General features: G+C 74.5%; 16 protein-coding genes. 10 read left to right on the top strand and 6 right to left on the bottom strand.

What is annotated here, in order from left to right; all coding sequences use genetic code 11:
* The 10 genes from AB0881_RS13415 (at position 1) to AB0881_RS13370 (ending at position 10,314) form a co-directional block, all read left to right on the top strand.
* A complete protein-coding gene (locus AB0881_RS13415; RefSeq protein WP_366616869.1) occupies positions 1-1,629 on the top strand; it encodes an acyl-CoA dehydrogenase family protein in 1,629 nt (542 codons plus the stop codon).
* Between the two features lie 107 nt (positions 1,630-1,736).
* Positions 1,737-2,108, top strand: coding sequence for a type VII secretion target (locus tag AB0881_RS13410; RefSeq protein ID WP_366616868.1), 372 nt, complete (start codon positions 1,737-1,739; stop codon positions 2,106-2,108).
* Positions 2,105-2,977: a hypothetical protein gene (locus AB0881_RS13405; protein WP_366616867.1), complete on the top strand. Its 873-nt coding sequence runs from the start codon at positions 2,105-2,107 to the stop codon at positions 2,975-2,977. Before AB0881_RS13410 ends, AB0881_RS13405 begins: the two co-directional genes overlap by 4 nt.
* Positions 2,978-2,981: 4 nt before the next feature.
* Positions 2,982-3,419: a YbaB/EbfC family nucleoid-associated protein gene (locus tag AB0881_RS13400; protein WP_366616866.1), complete on the top strand. Its 438-nt coding sequence runs from the start codon at positions 2,982-2,984 to the stop codon at positions 3,417-3,419.
* Positions 3,420-3,612: 193 nt separating this feature from the next.
* Positions 3,613-3,912 (top strand): SAV_915 family protein, encoded by a 300-nt coding sequence (locus tag AB0881_RS13395; RefSeq protein WP_366616865.1) that lies wholly within the window; start codon positions 3,613-3,615, stop codon positions 3,910-3,912.
* Positions 3,909-5,225: a diaminopimelate decarboxylase gene (gene lysA, locus AB0881_RS13390; protein ID WP_366616863.1), complete on the top strand. Its 1,317-nt coding sequence runs from the start codon at positions 3,909-3,911 to the stop codon at positions 5,223-5,225. Before AB0881_RS13395 ends, lysA begins: the two co-directional genes overlap by 4 nt.
* Before the next feature lie 251 nt (positions 5,226-5,476).
* Entirely contained in the window at positions 5,477-5,566 is a 90-nt protein-coding gene (kdpF, locus tag AB0881_RS13385) for a K(+)-transporting ATPase subunit F (RefSeq protein WP_366616862.1), read from the top strand.
* The gene (gene kdpA, locus AB0881_RS13380; protein WP_366616860.1) at positions 5,566-7,227 is read left to right on the top strand and encodes a potassium-transporting ATPase subunit KdpA; all 1,662 of its coding nucleotides are present in this window, start codon (positions 5,566-5,568) and stop codon (positions 7,225-7,227) included. Before kdpF ends, kdpA begins: the two co-directional genes overlap by 1 nt.
* Positions 7,227-9,395, top strand: coding sequence for a potassium-transporting ATPase subunit KdpB (gene kdpB / locus AB0881_RS13375; RefSeq protein WP_366616858.1), 2,169 nt, complete (start codon positions 7,227-7,229; stop codon positions 9,393-9,395). Before kdpA ends, kdpB begins: the two co-directional genes overlap by 1 nt.
* A gap of 1 nt (position 9,396) precedes the next feature.
* Positions 9,397-10,314, top strand: coding sequence for a potassium-transporting ATPase subunit C (locus tag AB0881_RS13370; RefSeq protein ID WP_366616856.1), 918 nt, complete (start codon positions 9,397-9,399; stop codon positions 10,312-10,314).
* 562 nt (positions 10,315-10,876) lie between these two features.
* Here AB0881_RS13370 and AB0881_RS13365 read toward each other — a convergent pair.
* The 6 genes from AB0881_RS13365 to AB0881_RS13340 all read right to left on the bottom strand — a co-directional run bounded on the left by AB0881_RS13365 (position 10,877) and on the right by AB0881_RS13340 (position 17,798).
* Positions 10,877-11,809, bottom strand: a complete 933-nt coding sequence (locus AB0881_RS13365) for an RNA polymerase sigma-70 factor (protein ID WP_366616854.1) — start codon at positions 11,807-11,809, stop codon at positions 10,877-10,879.
* Positions 11,810-11,891: 82 nt separating this feature from the next.
* On the bottom strand, positions 11,892-13,253 hold the full coding sequence (locus tag AB0881_RS13360; protein ID WP_366616853.1) for an NAD(P)/FAD-dependent oxidoreductase: 1,362 nt from the start codon (positions 13,251-13,253) through the stop codon (positions 11,892-11,894).
* A 44-nt stretch (positions 13,254-13,297) separates the two neighbouring features.
* Positions 13,298-14,197 carry a carbamate kinase gene (locus AB0881_RS13355; RefSeq protein WP_366616851.1) on the bottom strand — a complete coding sequence of 300 codons (900 nt, stop codon included), beginning with the start codon at positions 14,195-14,197 and terminating at the stop codon, positions 13,298-13,300.
* Positions 14,194-15,129 carry an ornithine carbamoyltransferase gene (gene argF, locus AB0881_RS13350; RefSeq protein WP_366616849.1) on the bottom strand — a complete coding sequence of 312 codons (936 nt, stop codon included), beginning with the start codon at positions 15,127-15,129 and terminating at the stop codon, positions 14,194-14,196. Before argF ends, AB0881_RS13355 begins: the two co-directional genes overlap by 4 nt.
* Entirely contained in the window at positions 15,126-16,358 is a 1,233-nt protein-coding gene (locus AB0881_RS13345) for an arginine deiminase (RefSeq protein WP_366616848.1), read from the bottom strand. Before AB0881_RS13345 ends, argF begins: the two co-directional genes overlap by 4 nt.
* Before the next feature lie 12 nt (positions 16,359-16,370).
* Entirely contained in the window at positions 16,371-17,798 is a 1,428-nt protein-coding gene (locus AB0881_RS13340; RefSeq protein ID WP_366616846.1) for an amino acid permease, read from the bottom strand.
* Between the last annotated feature and the right edge of the window lie 25 nt (positions 17,799-17,823).

Here is a 17,823-nt window from a genome sequence, read left to right as displayed (position 1 = left end):
ATGGCGACCCACCAGGTGTTCAACCAAGTTCCCCCGCTCGCGGGCCACGACGCGGCCGACGACCGGGCGCTGCTCGACGGGATCGAGCGGGAGGGCGCCGGCTGGGCGCTGGAGGACGTCCACGCGCTGGGCCGGCTCGCCGGGACGGAGCAGGCGCAGGAGTGGGGGCGGCTGGCCGACGAGCACCCGCCCGTCCTGCGGACCCACGACCGCTACGGGCACCGGATCGACGAGGTCGAGTTCCATCCGGCCTGGCACGAGCTGATGCGCACGGCCGTCGAGCACGGCCTGCACGGCGCGCCCTGGGCGGACAGTCGGACGGGTGCCCACGTGGCGCGGGCCGCCAAGTTCTACACCTGGCGCGTCGACGCCGGGCACGGCTGCCCGATCTCGATGACGTACGCCGCCGTCCCCGCCCTGCGCCAGAGCCCCGAGCTGGCCGCCCGCTTCGAGCCGCTGCTGGCCCGCCCGGTGTACGACTTCGGGCTGCGCGAGCCCGCCGGCAAGGACGGGCTGCTCGCCGGGATGTCGATGACGGAGAAGCAGGGCGGCTCCGACGTCCGCGCGAACACGACCGAGGCGGCGCCCGCGGCGGACGGGACGTACCGGCTGCGCGGCCACAAGTGGTTCACCAGCGCCCCGATGTGCGACCTGTTCCTGACCCTGGCGCAGGCGCCCGGCGGCCTCACCTGCTTCCTGGTCCCCCGGGTGCTGCCCGACGGGACGCTCAACCCGATGCGCCTGATGCGGCTCAAGGACAAGCTGGGCAACCGGTCCAACGCCTCGTCCGAGGTCGAGTACGAGGACGCCGTCGCCTGGCGCGTCGGCGACGAGGGCCGCGGTGTCCGCACCATCATCGAGATGGTCAACATGACCCGGCTCGACTGCGTGATCGGCGCCGCCGCCGGGATGCGGCAGGGCGTGACCACGGCCGCGCACCACGCGTCCCACCGCAAGGCGTTCGGCGCCTACCTCATCGACCAGCCCCTGATGCGGAACGTGCTGGCCGACCTGGCGATCGAGTCGGAGGCCGCCACCACGCTGATGCTCCGCCTGGCGGGCGCCACCGACCGCTCGGTACGCGGCGACGCGGCCGAGACCGCGTTCAAGCGGCTGGGGCTGGCCGTCAGCAAGTACTGGGTCTGCAAGCGCTGGCCCGCCCACGCCGCCGAGTCCCTCGAATGCCTCGGCGGGAACGGGTACGTCGAGGAGTCCGGCATGCCGCGGCTCTTCCGCGAGTCCCCGCTGAACTCCATCTGGGAGGGCTCCGGCAACGTCGCCGCGCTGGACGTGCTGCGCGCCATGGCCAAGGAGCCGCAGACGGTGGAGGCGCTGTTCGCGGAGATCGACGCCGCCGCGGGCGCCGACGCCCGGCTGGACGCCGCGATCGGCGAGGTGAAGGCGTCGCTCGCCGACGTCGCGACCATCGAGCTGCGCGCCCGCCGCGTGGTGGAGCGGCTCGCCCTCGCCCTCCAGGGCTCGATCCTGGTCCGGTACGGGCACCCGGCCGTGGCCGACGCCTTCTGCGCCACCCGCTTCGGCGGCGACTGGGGCCACGCGTTCGGCACGCTGCCGCCCGGCCTGGACCTGGCCCCGATCATCGACCGCGCGACCCCGAAGACCGGCTGAACGGCGAGGACCCGTGCGCGGCCCGGATCAGGACGGCGTCAGGGGTCTGTCAACAGGGCGTTAAGGCACCTTGCCGGACGCCCTTCCGACGATCTTGACTGGCGGCCGTGAACCGCATCGACGAGATCCTGAACGGCCACTCCCCGTCCCCCGGATGGCCTCCGCCTCCGCCGCCGCCCCCGACCCCCCAGGAGGTGGAGGTCGAGCGGGACCGGCTGCGCGAGCTCAAGGCGGCGCTTCCGGCGGCGTCGCGCGGGCTGGAGGCCGCCGTCGAGGGACTGGTGGGCCTGTCGGTCGCCGAGGCGTCGTTCACCTCGTTCACCTACTCGCTGGCGCTGGCGTACAACGAGGTCGAGGCGTACACGCGGCGCGAGCTGCGGCAGCGGGCCGAGGACACCGCCGAGATCGGCGACCGGGCCGGGCGCTCCGCCGACGTGTGGGAGGCCGCCGAGCGGGCGAGCGCGCCCCGGGTGGTGTGACCGTGATCGGGCTGGAGCACGGCGCCGAGCTGGCGCGCCGGAACCTGCAGATCGGCTCGGCGGCGGCGCTGGCGCTGTCGGCGCTGGGCGTGCCGGCGGCGTGGCCGTTCGTGCCGCCGCTGTACGTCCACCAGTACCCGCCGCAGGCGTTCTGGGACGGCGGCGTCGCGTGGGCCGGGGCGGTGTCGCGGGTACGGGCCGTGCGCGAGGAGGTCGAGCGGCTCGTCGAGGGCGTCGAGGAGGACGGCTGGCGGAGCGAGGACGGCCGCGCGTTCCGCCGCCGGATGGACCGCCATCTCGCCGACCTGCTGGCGATCGAGATCCGGGCGGCGGCCGTAGCGGCGGTGCTGTTCACGGCGGCGACGCTGACCATGGCCATGATCGTGTTCATGTCGATGGTGGCCGCGCTGCTGGCGGCGCTGGCCGCGTGGGTGGCGGTCTCGACCGTCTTCCCGCCGAGCGCGGCGATGGCGCGGCTCACGGCGACGATGACGCTGGCGAACGTCAACGCGACGCTCAAGGCCGTGGAGGCCGCGTTCGACACGGCGCTCCACACCTGCGCCGGAATCCTCGGCACGCTCGTCGCCGGCGACATCCTCGCGGAGGCGGCGCACGGTGATTTCAGCGGCCTGGAAAATTTCGTCCAGGCGACGGTCGACCAGGGGCCGATGCTGGCGTGGGGAACCGCGAACCGCGTGGAACGCGACCTCACCGCCACGGGCCTCGGCAGCGGCACTCCGGGCCTCTCTCACGCGGCCGGCGCCAAGGCTTTCCACGAAACGCAGTACAACGGGGGAAGCCAGGCGGTCACCGGGGGCCTGACTCCCGGGCAGAACGCCGACGGCTCCTATTCATATCCCTGGGAATGAGCGAATGAAGGAATTGCAGGACGTTCTCGGATTCGACCCCGAGAGGCTGGCCGACGACGCCGACCGGTTCATCGCCGGGCTCCGCGAGATGTACGAGGCGGAGACCGCGCTCACCGCGCGCGCCGAGTCGCCGGACGGGCGGGTGGCGGTGGAGTGCTCCCGGACGGAGGGGCTGCGGGCGCTGCACCTGGATCCGCGCGCGATGCGGATGGGGGCCGGGGAGCTGGCGGAACTCATCGTGGAGCTGACCGGGCGGGCCCAGCGGGAGATCGAGTTCGCGGGGCGGGAGCGGCTCGCCGGGTTCCTCGGCGCGGACAACTCGCTGATCGGCGAGCGCGAGGCGATCGGGCGCGGGCTGCGCGACGCGACCGGAGCGATGGAGCGGAATCTGGCGGACGCGACCGAGAGGCTCGAAAGGCTGCGGAGCCTGCTGCTGCGCTGATCGGGCCAAAAGGGCGAGGGCCTGGCACCAGAGGGGGGTGCCAGGCCCTTTCGTTTTTCCGTGCGCTCCCCGCCCGTCAGGATCGCGTCAGGATTTCCGCGGCCGCCGTCAATACGGCGTAGAAGCGGCCGATTTTGGCCTTTTCTGGCAATAACGTGACTCCCGGCCTTGAAGTTCGAGAAAGGACGGGCTGGTGGACGAGCAGTTAATCGTTCCCGTACGACCGGGCGAGAGCGGGATCGTCGCGCTCCGGACGGGGCGCCTGGACCGGACCGGGGAGCGGGTCGGGATCGCCTTCACCTCCGAGGAGCGGCTGCGGGCCGCGCTCGGCGGCGGGCAGCGCCGGATCCGCCTCGGCGAGCGCGCGCTGCGGTCCCTGCTGCGGCCGATGGGCATCACGCGGATCCAGGTGGATCCGCTGCTGGTCGGCCCGGAGTTCCCGGCCGCGCCGGCGGCCCGGGGCGCCGAGCGCGTCGTGGCGGGTGCCCGATGACGGCGCTCGTCCAGGGTCTCGACCGCGCGCTCTGGCCCGCCACGGCCCGCGCCCACCCCGACGGCGACGTGTCGATCGGCCGGGTGCCGCTCACCGCAATCGCCGCCCGCTGGAGCACGCCCGTCCACGTCCTGGACGAGACGGACGTGCGGTACCGCTGCCGCGCCCTGCGCAACGCCTTCCCCGGCGTGGAGGTCGCGTACGCCGGCAAGGCGTTCCTGTGCCGGGCGATGGCGGCCTGGATCGCCGAGGAGGGGCTGTCGCTGGACGTGTGCTCGGCCGGCGAGCTGGCCGTGGCGGGCACCGCGGCGTTCCCCGGCGAGCGGGTGCTGATGCACGGCAACGCCAAGACGCCCGAGGACCTGAAGTCCGCGCTGGCGTACGGCGTGGACCGGATCGTGGTGGACTCGTTCCACGAGATCACCCGGCTGGCCGCGCTGGCGGGCGACGGGCACCGGCCGCGCCTGCTGGTCCGGGTCACGCCCGGCGTGGACGGGCACACGCACGCCGCGCTGACCACCGGGACCGACGGGCAGAAGTTCGGCTTCCCGCTGGCCTCGGGGGCCGCCGCCGAGGCGGTCCGGCGGGTGCTGGGCCAGCGCGGGCTGGACCTGGTCGGGCTGCACTGCCACATCGGCTCCCAGATCACCGATCCGGGCGCGTTCGACCGCGCCGCCCGCCGCATGATCGCCTTCCTGGCCGCGGTACGCGACCGGCACGGCGTCACGCCGCGGCGGCTGGACCTGGGCGGCGGGTTCGGCGTGCCGTACCGGGAGGGCGAGCCGGAGCTCGACACCGGCCTGCTGGCCGGGCGGCTGCTGCGGACCGTCCGGGAGTGCTGCGCCGAGCACCGGCTGCCGGTGCCGCTGCTGACGATCGAGCCCGGCCGGGCCGTCGTGGCGCGGGCCGGGGTGACCGTCTACCGGGTGGTGGGCGTCAAGCGCGGCGCGGCGGGCGAGCGGCTGGTCGCCGTGGACGGCGGCATGAGCGACAACCCCCGGCCCAGCCTGTACGGGGCCCGCTACTCGGTGCGCCTCGTCGGCCGGAAGAGCGGCTCGGGCACCCGGCGGGCGACCGTCGTGGGCCGGCACTGCGAGGCCGGGGACGTCCTGGTCCGGGACGCGCGGCTGCCCGCCGACGTGCGGCCGGGAGACCTGCTGGCGGTGCCCTGCACGGGCGCCTACCACCACTCGATGGCCTCCAACTACAACCTGGTCCGCCGCCCGCCCGTGGTCGCGGTCCGGGACGGGCGGGCGCGGGTCCTGGTCCGCCGCGAGACGGTCGAGGACCTTCTCGCACGCGACGTGGGGTGACTCCCTTTCAGGGGCATTCGCGGGGCTCGGTGTCAGGACGGCGTCAAAACCGCCGCGACCGGCGTCAAGAACGCGTCAACGCCCCCGGAAACCCCCTTGAACTCGCGCTTTACTCCCAAACGGGCCCAGAACGTACAGCCGTGAATCCGACACAGAGGTGACCTACCGACCATGAGCGACGTGGCGTTCGTCCTGCTGACCGTGGCGATCTTCGTCGCGCTCGGCCTGCTGGTGAAGGGCGTGGAGCGGCTGTGAGCGCCGAGAACATCGCCGGCCTGGTGCTGGCCGTGCTGCTGATCGTCTTCCTCGTCATCGCCCTCGTATATCCGGAGCGTTTCTAGTGAGTACGACCGTCGCGGGGATCCTGTTCATCGGGTCCCTCGCGCTCGCCGTGGCCGTCGCGTACCGGCCGCTCGGCGACTATATGTACCGCGTCTACAGCGGTACCTCCCACACGCGCGTGGAACGCGCCGTGTACAGGCTGATCGGGGCCCGCCCGGAGAACGAGCAGACCTGGGGCGCCTACGCCCGCAGCGTGCTGGCGTTCTCGGTGGCCGGGATCCTGTTCCTGTACGCCTTCCAGCGCGTGCAGCAGCACCTGCTGCTGAGCCTGGGCATGGACCCGGTCAAGCCGGACCAGGCCTGGAACACCGCGGTCAGCTTCGTCACCAACACCAACTGGCAGTCGTACTCGGGCGAGTCGACGATGGGCCACCTGGTGCAGATGGCGGGGCTGGCCGTCCAGAACTTCGTGTCGGCCGCGGTCGGCATGGCGGTGGCGATCGCGCTGGTGCGCGGGTTCGCCCGCGCGAAGACCGAGCACCTCGGCAACTTCTGGGCCGACCTCACCCGCGGCGCCATCCGGATCCTGCTGCCCATCGCCTTCGTCGGCGCCGTCGCGCTGATCGCGGGCGGCCTGGTGCAGAACTTCGACGGCGGCACCACCGCGAGCACGCTGACCGGCGGCACGCAGACCATCACCGGCGGGCCGGTGGCCAGCCAGGAGGTCATCAAGGAGCTGGGCACCAACGGCGGCGGCTTCTACAACGCCAACTCCTCGCACCCGTTCGAGAACGCCGCGTCCTGGACCAACTGGCTGGAGATCTTCCTGATCCTGGTGATCCCGTTCGCGCTGCCGCGCACGTTCGGCCGGATGGTCGGGCAGAACCGGCAGGGGTACGCGATCGCCGCCGTGATGGCGACCATCGCGGTCGTCAGCGTCACGCTGACCACCACGTTCCAGCTGATGGGCGACGGCACGGTCCCGACCGCGGCGGGCGCCGCGGCGGAGGGCGTCGAGACGCGCTTCGGCGTGGCGAACTCGGCGACGTTCGCCGCGGCGACCACGCTGACGTCCACCGGCGCCGTGGACTCCTTCCACGACTCCTACACCAGCCTCGGCGGCATGATGACGATGTTCAACATGATGCTGGGCGAGGTGGCGCCCGGCGGGGTGGGCTCCGGCCTGTACGGCATGCTGATCCTCGCGATCATCACGGTCTTCGTGGCCGGGCTGATGGTCGGCCGCACCCCCGAGTACCTCGGCAAGCGGATCGGCGCCCGCGAGATCAAGTTCGCCGCGCTGTACTTCCTGGTGATGCCGGTCCTGGTGCTGGCCGGCACGGCGGTGGCGATGGCGACCGAGAGCGGCCGCGAGGGCATGCTGAACAGCGGCCCGCACGGCCTCAGCGAGGTCCTGTACGCCTTCACCTCCGCGTCCAACAACAACGGGTCGGCGTTCGCCGGCCTGACGGTAAACACGGTCTTCTACGACACCGCGCTCGGGCTGTGCATGGCGCTCGGCCGGTTCATCCCGATCATCTTCGTGCTCGCGCTGGCCGGCTCGCTGGCCCGCCAGGCGCGCACGCCCGAGTCGGCGGGCACGCTGCCCACGCACCGGCCGCAGTTCGTCGGCATGGTCGCCGGGGTGACCGTCGTCCTCGTCGCTCTCACGTTCCTGCCGGCGCTCGCGCTCGGGCCGCTGGCCGAAGGGATCAACTGATGGCCGTCCAGACCGTTCCAGAGAAGCAGGCCGAGCCGCCCGCTCCGGCGGGCAAGGGGGGCGGCAAGGTCCAGGGCGGCCTGCTGGACCCGAAGCAGCTCGTGCGGTCGCTGCCCGACGCGTTCCGCAAGCTGGACCCGCGCACGCTGTGGCGCAACCCGGTGATGCTGATCGTCGAGGTCGGCGCCGTGTTCACCACCGTGCTCGCGGTGCTCGACCCGAGCGTGTTCGGCTGGCTGATCGTCGCGTGGCTGTGGCTGACCGTGCTGTTCGCGAACCTGGCCGAGGCCGTCGCCGAGGGGCGCGGCAAGGCGCAGGCGGACGCGCTGCGCAAGGCCAAGGCGGACGCGGTGGCCCGCCGCCTGCTCGGCTGGGCGCCCGGCGCCGCCTCCGTCCGGGAGGAGCGCGTCGGCGCGCCCGAGCTGAAGCAGGGCGACCACGTGGTGGTCGAGGCCGGCGAGATCATCCCCGGCGACGGCGACGTGGTCGAGGGCATCGCCAGCGTGGACGAGTCGGCGATCACCGGCGAGTCCGCGCCGGTCATCCGGGAGTCGGGCGGCGACCGCTCGGCCGTCACCGGCGGCACCAAGGTGCTGTCGGACCGGATCGTCGTGAAGATCACGCAGAAGCCGGGCGCGTCGTTCATCGACCGCATGATCGCGCTGGTGGAGGGCGCCGACCGGCGCAAGACGCCGAACGAGATCGCGCTGAACATCCTGCTGGCCGCGCTGACGATCGTGTTCCTGCTGGCGGTGGCGACGCTGCAGCCGCTGGCGATCTACGCCAAGAGCGGCCTGCCCGGCGTGCCGGACTCGCCCGCCCTCGATGGCAACGGCGTCACCGGGATCGTGCTGGTGTCGCTGCTGGTGTGCCTGATCCCGACCACGATCGGGGCGCTGCTGTCGGCGATCGGCATCGCCGGCATGGACCGGCTCGTGCAGCGCAACGTGCTCGCCATGAGCGGGCGCGCGGTCGAGGCGGCCGGCGACGTGAGCACGCTGCTGCTGGACAAGACCGGCACGATCACGCTGGGCGACCGGCAGGCCGCCGCGTTCCTCCCGGTGGACGGGGTGGGCGAGGCGGAGCTGGCGGACGCCGCGCAGCTGTCCAGCCTGGCCGACGAGACCCCGGAGGGCCGCTCGGTCGTCGTGTTCGCCAAGCGCGAGTACGGCCTGCGCGAGCGCACCCCCGGCGAGCTGGCGCACGCGACGTGGGTGCCGTTCTCCGCGCAGACCCGGATGAGCGGCGTCGACCTGGCCGAGAACGGCACCGCGCGGGCGCTCCGCAAGGGCGCCGCGACCGCGGTGGCCGACTGGGTCCGCGCGCACGGCGGCGACGTCTCCCCCGGCCTCGGCCGCATCGTCGACGGCGTCTCCGCGTCCGGCGGCACGCCGCTGGTGGTGGGCGAGCTGGCGGGCGGCACCGCCCGCGTCCTCGGCGTCATCCACCTCAAGGACGTCGTCAAGGACGGCATGCGGGAGCGGTTCGCCGAGATGCGCCGGATGGGCATCCGGACCGTCATGATCACCGGCGACAACCCGCTGACCGCCAGGGCCATCGCCGACGAGGCCGGGGTGGACGACTTCCTCGCCGAGGCCAGGCCGGAGGACAAGCTCGCGCTCATCAGGAAGGAGCAGGAGGGCGGCCGGCTGGTCGCGATGACCGGGGACGGCACCAACGACGCCCCGGCCCTCGCCCAGGCCGACGTCGGCGTCGCGATGAACACCGGCACCTCGGCCGCCAAGGAGGCCGGGAACATGGTGGACCTCGACTCCGACCCCACCAAGCTCATCGAGGTCGTGGAGATCGGCAAGCAGCTGCTGATCACGCGCGGCGCGCTCACCACGTTCTCGATCGCCAACGACATCGCCAAGTACTTCGCGATCATCCCGGCGATGTTCATGGGGCTGTTCCCCGGGCTGGACGCGCTCAACATCATGCGCCTGCACAGCCCGCAGTCGGCGATCCTCTCGGCCGTCGTCTTCAACGCGCTGGTCATCGTGGCGCTGATCCCGCTGGCCCTGCGCGGCGTGCGGTACACGCCGGGCGGCGCGTCCCGGCTCCTGTCGCGCAACCTGCGCGTCTACGGGCTGGGCGGGCTCGTCGCCCCGTTCATCGGCATCAAGCTCATCGACCTCATCGTCCAGTTCCTTCCGGGGATGTCCTGACATGCACGCACCCAGCTGGATCCGCCAGCACCTGGCCGCGCTCCGCGCGCTGCTGGTCTTCACCGTCCTGCTCGGCGTCCTCTACCCGCTGGCCGTCTTCGCCGTCGGCCGGCTGCCGGGGCTGAGCGACCACGCCGACGGGTCCCTCATCGAGCGCGACGGCCGCGTCGTCGGCAGCTCGCTCATCGGCCAGTCGTTCACGGACGCGGACGGCGACCCGCTCAGGCAGTACTTCCAGAGCCGCCCGTCCAACGCCGGCGACGGCTACGACCCCACCTCCACCGGCGCGAGCAACCTCGGCCCGGAGGACGTCGTCGACACCCTGCCCGACCCCGCGGCCGTCGCCGCCGGCAAGGAGGACGAGAACGCCCGGCAGAGCCTGCTCACCCAGGTCTGCGAGCGCAGCCGCGACGTCGGCGGGCTGGAGGGCGTGGACGGGCGCCGCCCGTACTGCACCCCCGGCGGGGCCGGGGCCGTCCTCGCGGTGTTCGGCGAGCGCGCGGCGGACGGCTCCGTGCCGCGCCCGACGCGGGTGGTCAGCCTGAACGAGCAGCAGGGCGTGGTGAAGGCGCCGTTCGTCGCCGCCTACCGGGGCGTGAAGGTCGAGCTGGCCCGCTACGGCGAGGACTACGCGAAGGGCGTGGTCGTCCCCGTGAAGGGGGACGCGCCGGCCAGGCCGGCCGTGCCGAGCGACGCCGTCACGGCCGGCGGCAGCGGGCTGGACCCGCACATCTCCCGCGCGTACGCCGACCTCCAGGCCGCGCGGGTCGCCAAGGCCCGCGGCGTCCCCGCGCGGGAGGTCGAGCGCCTGATCCGGGACGCCGAGACCGGGCGCGCGCTCGGGTTCATGGGCGAGCCGGCGGTCAACGTGCTGGAGCTCAACCTCGCCCTCGACGAGGCGCACCCGTACCGCGGCTGACGCCGGGCGGGGGGGCGGGCCCCCCCCGGGCGGGCGGCCCGCCCCCCCGCCCGCCAAGGGCAAGCTACCTGGGGCGCGGGGGGCGCCCCCGGGAGCGGGGGGGGGGGGCCCGGGGGCGGGGGCCGGCGGGGGGGGGCGCCCCCGGCCCCGCCCGGCCGCGGGGGCTGGGCGGCGCCGCCGCCGGGCCGGGCCGCGGCGGTGGCGGCGAGGAGGTCCAGGCAGATGCCTCCCGCGACCCTGGTGAGCCAGGCCCGGGGCCGGTCGATGAGGGCGCGCTCGCCGTCGCCGAGGGCGTACCAGCGGCGGTAGGTCTCCTGGACGATCCGCTCGGCCGCCGCGGGCGAGCCGAACATCCACAGGGCGGTCTCCAGCAGGTGCCGCCGCTCGTCGAGCATCTCCGCCGCCGAACCGGCGCCCGCCTCCGGGCGCGTCATGGCCGGCCCCCGCCGGGGAGGGCCTTCTTCGTCGTCCGCACGTCGTCCTCACTTCCTCCGAGACGCCAGCTAAGACCGGGCGGCCGGCCCGGTTGTGACGTCCGCGGCGCATCGCGAGGGCCGGCGGGTCACGGCATGGCGGACACCGCCGCGATCTTGGCGGGGTTCATCATCCAGAGCACCCGGTCGATGCCCTGGCGGGAGGCGCCGAGGCCGAGGACGGCGAGCACCGCGCCGTCGCGGCGGAGCAGCGCGCCCGGCTGCCCGTTCACGCTGCGCCACTCCACGTCGACCCCGGCCCAGAACCGGGCCGCGAACGCCCTGTGGTACCGCGCGACGCGGTCGGCGCCCACCACGGGGATCCGGGACGCCCGGACGGCGCCGCCGCCGTCGGAGTAGCTGATCACGTCCGCCGCGAGCAGCTTCTCCAGCGCGGCCAGGTCGCCCGAGCGGGCGGCGGCGACGAAGGCGGTCAGCAGCCTGCGCTGCTCCGCCCCGGACACCGGCGCGCGGCGCCCGGACGCGACGTGCGAGCGGGCCCTGCTCACCAGTTTCCGGGCCGCCACCTGGGTGACCTGGAGGATGTCCGCGATCTGCGCGTAGGGGTAGTCGAACGCCTCCCGCAGCACGAACGCCGCGCGCTCGCCGGGCGGGAGCCGCTCCAGGAGGAGCAGCACCGCGAGGCCGAGCGCCTCGCCGCGCTCGGCGCCGAGGTGCGGGTCGGCGCCGGTGTCGACCGGTTCGGGGAGCCACGGGCCGATGTACGTCTCGCGGCGGGCCCGCGCCGACTGCAGGGCGTTGATGGCGAGCCGGGTGGTGGCAGTCGCCAGGAACGCGGCGGGGTTGGCCACGGCGGAGCGGTCGTACGTCTGCCAGCGCAGCCAGACGTCCTGGAGCAGGTCCTCGGCCTCGGTGGCGCTGCCCAGCATCCGGTACGCGATCCCGAACAGCCGCGGCCGCGCGGCGGCGAAGTCCGCCGCGGCCCGGTCGAGGTCCTCCCGCCCGCCGCCGTCCTCCGGCCCGGTTCCGCCCATCGCCGCCGCCCCTGTTCCGCTGGTCACTGGTCCCGCCTCGCCTTCGAGCGCCCCCGGTCAGCTACGACAAGACAGGCCGGCGATCTGTGACACCCCTTCCCGGGCGGGGTCAGCGGAGTTCGCGCAGGGCGGCCTCCACGGTCCGGTGGAAGGTCGGATAGGTGTAGATCATGTGCTCGAGGCGGGCGGTGGGGACCTCGGCGTGCACGGCGACGTTCAGGCCGTACAGCACCTCGCCGCCCGTGGGGCCGGCGGAGGTCGCGCCGACCAGGACGCCGCGGCCGGCGTCCTCGACGAGCTTGACGAACCCCTCGTTGCCGGGCCCGTGGACCAGGCCCCGCGCGGACGAGGCGATCGGCACCAGGGCGGTGCGCACGCGCACGCCCCGCTCGCGCGCCTGCCGCTCGGTGAGGCCCACGGCCCCGATCTCGGGGTCGGTGAACGTGACGCGCGGCAGCGCCCGGTAGTCGGCGTCCGGGCCGGGCCGGCCCAGGATGTCGCGGACGGCGATCCGCGCCTGGTACATCGCGACGTGCGTGAACGCGCCGCGGCCGGTGATGTCGCCGATCGCCCACAGCCCGTCCGCGGCCCGCAGCTGCCCGTCGGTCGGCACGGCCGGCGCGGCGGGGTCGATGCCCGCGGTGTCCACAGCCAGCGCGGCCAGGTCGGGGCGGCGGCCCGTCGCGACGAGCAGGCGCTCGGCCCGCAGCGGTTCCAGGCCGCCTTCGAGCAGGGCCTCGAACATGGTGCCGTCATGCTCGATCTGGACGGCCCGGACCCCGGTGCGCACGGTGACGCCGTCGGCCCGCAGCGCCCGCGCGGCCAGCTCCCCGGCCTCCGGCTCCTCCTGGGCGAGCAGCCGGTCCCCGCCTTCCAGCACGGTCACCGCGCAGCCGAAGCGGGCGAAGACCTGGGCCAGTTCCACCCCGATCGCGCCGCCGCCGAGCACGAGCATCGAGGCGGGGACCTCCTCGGCCTCGATCGCCTCCCGGTTCGTCCAGTACGGCGTCCCCTCCAGGCCCGGGACCGGGGGGACGCGGGGCCGGGAGCCGGTGGCCAGCACGACGCCGCGGGCGGCCTCGAACGCGCGCTCGCCGGCGATCACCCGGTGCGGGCCGGCGAGCCGTCCCGTCCCGCGCACCAGCCGCACGCCCCTGGCCTCCAGCCGGCCGGCGGCGGCCCGGTCGTTCCAGCCGGAGGCGGCCTCGGACCGGACGCGGTCGGCGACCCGGTCCCAGTCGGCGACCGCCTTGCCCTCGCCGGCCAGGAACGGGACGCGGCCCGCCTCGGCCAGCGCGTTCCCGGCGCGGATCATCATCTTGCTGGGGACGCACCCCCAGTACGGGCACTCGCCGCCGACGAGCCCCGCCTCGATCCCGATCACGTCCAGTCCCGCCGCGGCCAGCTCGCCCGCGGCGAACTCGCCGCCCGGCCCCAGACCCACGACCACGACGTCGACCTGCTCCTGCATGGCGTTCTCCGATCTCACTGCTCTCGCTGCATCTCGCTGCTGTGTCATGCCGCCTCGACGCGGGTGCCCGCGGCTCCGGACAGGAGCGCGGGCGCGTCGGCGAGCGCGCCGATCACGGCGACGGAGCCGCGGCGGTGCTCGGCGAAGCGGCGGGCCGCCTCCGCCTTGGGGCCCATGGATCCGGCGGGCAGCGGCAGGCGCCGCAGCCCGGCGGGGGTGATGCCGCGGATGGGGCGGGCGCGCGCGGTGCCGTGGTCCTGCATGACCGCGGGGACGTCGGTGAGCAGCAGCAGCGCGTCGGCCTTGAGCCGGGTCGCGAGCAGCGCGGCGGCCAGGTCCTTGTCCACCACGGCCTCGACGCCGCGATGGTCGCCGCCGGTCGGGACGCCGCCGCCCCCGGCCGCGATGACCAGGCACCCCTCGCCGACGAGGCGGGCGATGGTCGGCAGCTCGACGATGTCGCGCGGCTCGGGGGAGGGGACGACCCGCCGCCAGTCCGCCCCGTCCCGGCGCAGGGTCCAGCCGTGCTCGGCGCGCAGCCGCCCGGCCTCCGCGGCGCCGTACGTACGGCCGACGAACTTGGCCGGCGCGCGGAACGCGGGATCGTCCAGGCGGACCACCGTCTCGGTGAGGACGGCGACGATCTCGCGGCCGGGCAGGGCGCGGCGCAGCTCGCGGGCCAGCCAGTAGCCGATCATGCCCTGCGTCTCGGCGCCGAGCACGTCCAGCGGGTACGGGGCCGACAGCGCCGGGTCGGCGGCGCTCTCGACGGCCAGCAGCCCGACCTGCGGGCCGTTGCCGTGTGTGACGATCAGCTCGTTGCCGCCCGCCAGCGCCGCCAGCCCGCGGACGGCCTCGCGGACGCGGGCGACCTGCACGGCCGCGTCCGGCCGCTCGCCCCGGCGCAGCAGCGCGTTGCCGCCGAGGGCCGCGACGATCCTCATCGCCGTCCCTCCAGCCGCCGGGTGAGCAGCGCGTACAGCACCGCCTGCGTGGCGGGCAGCCGGTTGGCGGCCTGCCGGAAGGCCAGCGAGCGCGGGCCGTCGAGGACGCCGGCGGTGACCTCCTGGCCGCGGTGCGCGGGCAGGCAGTGCATGAAGACGGCGTCGTCGCGGGCGTGCGCCATCAGCTCCTCGTCCACCCGGTAGGGCGCCAGCGCCGCGGTACGGCGCTCCCGCTCGCTGTCGGCGTCGCCCATGGACAGCCACACGTCGGTGTACACGACGCTCGCGCCCTTGACCGCCTCGACGGGGTCGGCGGTGAGCGTGACGGCGCCGCCGCGCCGCTCGGCCTCGGCGGCGGCGAACTCCGCGGCCTCGTCCGGCGGCGCGTACCCGGGCGGCGTCGCGACGGCGACGTCCATCCCGGCGAGCGCCGCGGCCTCCATCAGGCTGCGGGCGACGTTGCCGCCGTCGCCGAGGTAGGCGACGCGGCGGCCGTGCAGGTGGCCGAAGCGCTCCTGGACGGTGAGCAGGTCGGCCACGGCCTGCAGCGGGTGGTGGCCGTCGGTCAGCGCGTTGACCACCGGGACCGGCGCCGCCGCGGCCAGGTCGGCGACATCGGCGTCGGCGAAGGTGCGGATCACGATCGCGGCGGCGTAGGCGCCCATCACCCGGGCGGTGTCGCCGATGGTCTCGCCGCGCCGCAGCTGGAGCTCGTCGGGCCCGACCGCGACGGGCGTCCCGCCGAGCCGGGCCACCGCCGCCGCGGTCGACAGCCGCGTGCGGGTGGACGGCTTGGCGAAGTACATCGGCACGGTGCGGTGGGCGAGCAGGTCGTGCGCGGACTCGGGCGCGTTCTGGAAGTCGGCCGCAAGCCGCAGCAGGAGGGTCACGTCGTCGCCGCTCAGGTCGGCGGCGCGCAGCAGGTCTTTCACGGTGTCACCTCGTTCACGGGGGTCGTCGCGTCGCGCTGGAGGGGGCAGCTCATGCAGCGGGGGCCGCCGCGGCCGCGGCCGAGCTCGCCGCCGGGGATGGTGACGACCTCGATCCCGGCGCGGCGGAGCATGGTGTTGGTGGTGACGTTGCGCTCGTACGCGACGACCACGCCGGGTTCGAGGGCGAGCACGTTGTCGCCGTCGTCCCACTGCTCGCGCTCGGCGGCCCGCACGTCCTGCTCGGCGGACAGGACGCGCACGCCGGGCAGGCCGAGGGCGCGGGCGATGGCGGGGAACAGCGCGTCGTTCTCGCGCACCAGGACCTCGCGGCCCGCGTCGCGGCCTGGGGTGAGGCTGTACGAGCGCAGCGGCGGCAGCCCCGGGTAGGCGGTGAAGGCGTCCCGGTCGACCATCGTCAGGACGGTGTCGAGGTGCATGAACGCGCGGCGCCGCGGCAGCCGCGCCGCGATGACCTCGCGGGCCGCGCCGGCGCCGAACAGCCGGCGGGCGAGCAGCTCGACGGCCTGCGGGGTGGTGCGCTCGCTCATCCCGACCAGGACCAGGCCGTCGCCGATGACGTGGACGTCGCCGCCCTCCAGGGACGGCAGCCGGAGGTCGATCCCCTGGTACCACACGGGGACGTCGCCGCCGGCGAACATCGGGTGGTACCGGTAGACGGCGTCCAGGTGGACGGTCTCGCGGCGCCGCGCCAGCTTGGCCATCGGATGCAGCGTGACCCCGCCGTAGAGCCATGCGGATGGGTCGCGGGTGAACAGGTGGTTGGGGAGCGGCGCCAGCACGAAGTCGCCGTCGTCGAGGGACGACAGCAGCAGGCTGTGCACGGCCAGGTCCAGCTCGGCCTTGGTCAGCCCGCCGATCAGGTGGCGGGTGAGGGTCTGCGGGTCCATGGCGTCCAGCACGGACCGCACCGGCCCGGCGAGCGTCGGTCCGAGCGCCGCCTCGGCCGCGGTGCGGTCGAGGACGCCGGCCCGGGCCTCGTCGATCTTGAGGGTCTCGGCGAGCAGGTCGGCGAGGTAGTGCACCCGCACGCCGCGCTCGCGGAGCGTGTCGGCGAACACGTCGTGCTCCTGGCGGGCGCGCCTGGCCCACAGCACCTCGTCGAAGAGCAGGTCGTCCTTGTTGGCCGGGGTGAGGCGGAGGAGTTCCAGGTCGGGGCGGTGCAGCAGCACCTGCCGCAGGCGCCCGACCTCGGAGGAGACGGTGAACACGGAGGGGTCCCTTCAGGCGGCGTGGGCGGGCGGCTCGGGCGTCGCGGGCCGGCCGGGCGGCGGCGGGCCGTAGAGTTCCGCGGCCTCCACCGCGGTCTCGATCTCGGCGTCCACCTCCTGGTCGTGGACGCCCTTGGCGCGATACTTCAGCCAGGCGTAGACCGGCATGCCGGCGAGGATGAGCAGCGTGCCCTTGTAGACGACCTCGTAGCCGGCGCCGGCGATCGCCCAGGCCGAGTAGCCGAACGCCAGCAGCGCGATCACCGCGTCGCGGGCGAGCCGCCCGCCGGAGAACGCGGCGCGGTCGGTGGCCAGCAGCACCAGCTCGGCGACGGCGGCGTAGGAGTAGGGGATGACGGTGGTGAGCGTGGCCAGCAGGATGATGAACGTGAACTGGTCGACCAGGGCGGCGTTGTAGTTCATCAGCATCAGCCCGGTGACCAGGACGCTGGAGACGGCGAGTCCGACGACCGGCGCGCCGCCGCGTCCGGTGCGGGTGAACACGCGGGGGAACAGCCCGTCGCGCGCGGCGGCGAACGGGATCTGGCCCTGCAGCAGGATCCAGCCGTTCAGCGCGCCGAACGCGCTGATGGCGGCGCCCGCCGCGACCAGGTCGGCGGCCCACCCGCCGAACGCGGCGCCGGCGGCGTCCGCGAACGGGGCGGTCGAGGTGGCCAGCGCGGCCGCCGGGACCAGGCCGAGGACGGCGACGGTGCCGAGGATGTAGACGAGCGCGGTGACCGCGGTCCCGGCGACGGTGGCGCGCGGGATGGTCCGCTCCGGGTCCTCGACGTCCTCGGCGGGGACGGTCGCCGACTCCAGGCCGATGAACGACCAGAGGGTGAGGGCCGCCGCGGCCGTCACCGCGGAGAAGGCGCTTCCGCCACTGGCGTTGAACTCGCCGTAGTTGCCGGCCTCGACGAAGAACAGCCCGACCACCGCGACCAGCAGCAGCGGCACGAGCTTGACGACCGTGGTGACGACCTGGACGGCGCCGCCCCCGCGGACGCCGTACGCGTTGACCGCCGTGAGCAGCCAGATGGTCGCCAGGCCCACTCCTGCGGCGAGGATCCTGTCGTCGCGCAGCGCCGGCCAGAAGTGGGCGAGGTAGCCGACGAACGCGACGGCGATCGCCGCGTTGCCGGCCCACACGGCGATCCAGTAGCCCCACGCGGTCTGGAACCCGACGAAGTCGCCGAACGCCCGCCGCGCGTAGGCGTACGGGCCGCCGGTCCTGGGGTAGGCGCGGGCCAGCCGCGCGAACACCAGGGCCAGCAGGATCGCTCCGGCGGCGGTGAACCCCCACGCGACCAGGCTGATCGGCCCGTACTCCGCGAGCGTGCTGGGCAGCAGGAACACCCCCGACCCGATCATGTTGCCCACCACGAGGGCCGTGGCCATCCAGGGCCCCAGCTTGCGGCGGGCGGGTTTCGCGCTCATGGACGCCTCCTTCGGGCGCGGTGCG

It is taken from the genome of Spirillospora sp. NPDC029432, from assembly GCF_040703975.1.
GTDB lineage: Bacteria > Actinomycetota > Actinomycetes > Streptosporangiales > Streptosporangiaceae > Spirillospora.
The sequence above is the reverse complement of the archived record's forward strand: the minus strand, read 5'-3'. Positions and strand labels throughout refer to the sequence as shown.

Excerpts from the sequence above, each read along its gene's own strand:
- AB0881_RS13360 (WP_366616853.1), bottom strand. The coding sequence starts at position 13,253 with ATGCAGGAGCAGGTCGACGTCGTGGTCGTGGGTCTGGGGCCGGGCGGC.
- AB0881_RS13355 (WP_366616851.1), bottom strand. The coding sequence starts at position 14,197 with ATGAGGATCGTCGCGGCCCTCGGCGGCAACGCGCTGCTGCGCCGGGGC.
- AB0881_RS13340 (WP_366616846.1), bottom strand. The coding sequence starts at position 17,798 with ATGAGCGCGAAACCCGCCCGCCGCAAGCTGGGGCCCTGGATGGCCACG.
- AB0881_RS13415 (WP_366616869.1), top strand. The coding sequence starts at position 1 with ATGGCGACCCACCAGGTGTTCAACCAAGTTCCCCCGCTCGCGGGCCAC.
- lysA (WP_366616863.1), top strand. The coding sequence starts at position 3,909 with ATGACGGCGCTCGTCCAGGGTCTCGACCGCGCGCTCTGGCCCGCCACG.
- AB0881_RS13400 (WP_366616866.1), top strand. The coding sequence starts at position 2,982 with ATGAAGGAATTGCAGGACGTTCTCGGATTCGACCCCGAGAGGCTGGCC.
- kdpB (WP_366616858.1), top strand. The coding sequence starts at position 7,227 with ATGGCCGTCCAGACCGTTCCAGAGAAGCAGGCCGAGCCGCCCGCTCCG.
- AB0881_RS13370 (WP_366616856.1), top strand. The coding sequence starts at position 9,397 with ATGCACGCACCCAGCTGGATCCGCCAGCACCTGGCCGCGCTCCGCGCG.